Annotated in this window: 2 protein-coding genes; both read left to right on the plus strand. The window is 77.7% G+C overall.

Annotation, left to right across the window (positions count from 1 at the left end; genetic code table 11):
• On the plus strand, positions 1–788 hold a 788-nt coding region (locus tag ABZ914_RS50480; protein WP_500201693.1), incomplete at its 5' end, for a hypothetical protein.
• The coding region (locus tag ABZ914_RS50485; RefSeq protein ID WP_500201694.1) for an amidase at positions 785–2167 on the plus strand (1383 nt) is incomplete at its 3' end. The genes ABZ914_RS50480 and ABZ914_RS50485, both read left to right, overlap by 4 nt.

Genomic DNA, 2167 nt, shown 5'->3' on the forward strand with positions numbered 1-2167 from the left:
GGAGCGACGCCGCCGGCGCGACCGCGACCCTGACCGCGGCAGGCCCCGCCGACGGCCCGGACGGGGAGCCCGCGAGGCCCGGCGCGCGGGCCCGGATCGTGGCGGTGGCGGTGCCGCTGGCGTTCGCCGTGCTGCTCGCCGTCATGCTCCTCGGCCGGTTCACCTCCCTCGTCCCCGACATCGACGACGGGCAGGGCGCGCCGCTCGTCGGCGGGACGGCGGCGCTCGCGCTGGTCGCCGTCGCGGTCGTCGCGGACCGCCGGAACTGGCTACAGAGCTGCGCCGACCACTTCACCGACGGCATCGGGTTCGCGTTCCGGACCATGGGGGTCGTCATCCCGATCGCCGGGTTCGTCTACGTGGGCCTGTCGGACTACTCCGGCGAGATCCTCGGGATGCCGGACGGCGCGAAGGGCCCCGCGCTGCTGCTGGACGCGATCGGGCGCGTCCAGGACCACATCCCGCACGTGCCGGTGTTCGCCTCGTTCGCGATGCTGCTGGTCGGCATGGTGATCGGGCTGGACGGCAACGGCTGGCCGGGGCTGCCGTTCACCGGCTCGCTCGCCGGGGAGCTCGGGCACGCGGCGGGCGCCGACCCCGCCACGCTCGCCGCGATCGCGCAGAACGGCGCGAGCTGGACCGGCGGCGGGACGCTCGTCATCTGGTCGTCGCTGATCGTCGTCGCGGGCCTCACCGGCGTGCCGGTCATCGACCTGGCCAGACGGCTGTTCGTGCCGGTGGTGACGGGCCTGGTCGTGGCCACGGCGGTCGCGGCGGTGGCGCTGTGAGCGCGGCGCGGGACGCACCGTGGACCGACGCGGTGGAGACCGCGGAACTGGTCCGGACGGGCGCGCTCGCGGCGCGCGAGGCGGTCGCGGCGGCGCTGGACCGGATCGCCCGGCTGGACGGGGACCTCGGCGCGTTCGTCCACGTGGACGCGGACGGCGCGGCCGCCCGCGCCGCCGCGATCGACGCGATGGTGGCGCGCGGCGAGGACCCCGGGCCGCTCGCGGGCGTCCCGCTCGCGGTGAAGGAGCTGCACGCCGTCGCCGGATGGCCGTACGCGATGGGCAGCGTCCTGCACGCGGACCGCGTCGCGGACCGCACCTCGACGATCGTCGCGCGGGCGGTCGCGGCGGGAGCGGTCCCGGTGGGGCTCACCGCGTCGCCGGAGTTCGGGCGGGCGTCGTTCACCGCGTCCGTCCTGCACGGCGTCACCCGCAACCCGCACGCGCCGGAGCTGACGCCGGGCGGGTCCAGCGGCGGGTCGGCCGCGGCGGTCGCGTCCGGCATGGTGCCGCTCGGGACCGGCACGGACGGGGCGGGCTCGCTGCGCATCCCGGCCTCCTACTGCGGGCTCGTCGGGTTCAAGGGGACGTACGGGCGCGTCCCGCGCGGGCCCCGGCACCGCGGCACCGCCGAGAACGACCACTACGGCGTCCTCACCCGCACCGTCCGCGACACCGCCCGCTTCCTCGACTGCGTCTGCGGGGCGGACGAGTACGACCGCGCGTCGCTGCCCGCCCCGCCCGTCCCGTTCGAGACGGCGCTGGACCGCGAGGACCTGCGGGGGCTGCGGGTGGCGTGGTCGCCCGACCTCGGCTGCGCGCCGTGCGACCCGGAGGTCGCGGCGGTCGTCGAGGACGCGGCGAAGGCGTTCATCGCCGGCACCGGCGCGCGGGAGGTGCCCGCCGGGCTCCGGCTGGAGTCCTGCGGGGCCGCGTTCCGCACGCTGTCGGTCCCGGACGTCCACGCCGAGCTGCGGAACGCGCCGGACGACCGGCTCGGGTCCGTCCACCCGACCGTGCGCCGCTACGGCGACACGGCCCGCGCCCTGGACGCGGACGCCCTGGTGGACGCGCACGAGGCCCGCGCGCGGCTGGTCGAGACGCTCGCCGAGGCGTTCGGCCGGTTCGACCTGCTGCTGACCCCGGCGACGCAGGCCCCGGCGTTCCCGGCGGAGGGGCCGATGCCCACCGAGATCGCCGGGCGTCCCGTGGACCACTGGGGCGCGCTGGCCGTCACGTTCCCGTTCAACCTGTCGGGGCATCCGGCGGTGTCGGTGCCCGCCGGATGGGCGGGCGGCGCCCCGACCGGCCTGCAGATCGTCGGGCGGCGCCACGAGGACGCCCGCGTCCTCGCCGCCGCGGCGGCGTTCGAGCGCCTC

The sequence above is a fragment of the Spirillospora sp. NPDC046719 genome, from assembly GCF_040645715.1.
Taxonomy (GTDB): domain Bacteria; phylum Actinomycetota; class Actinomycetes; order Streptosporangiales; family Streptosporangiaceae; genus Spirillospora.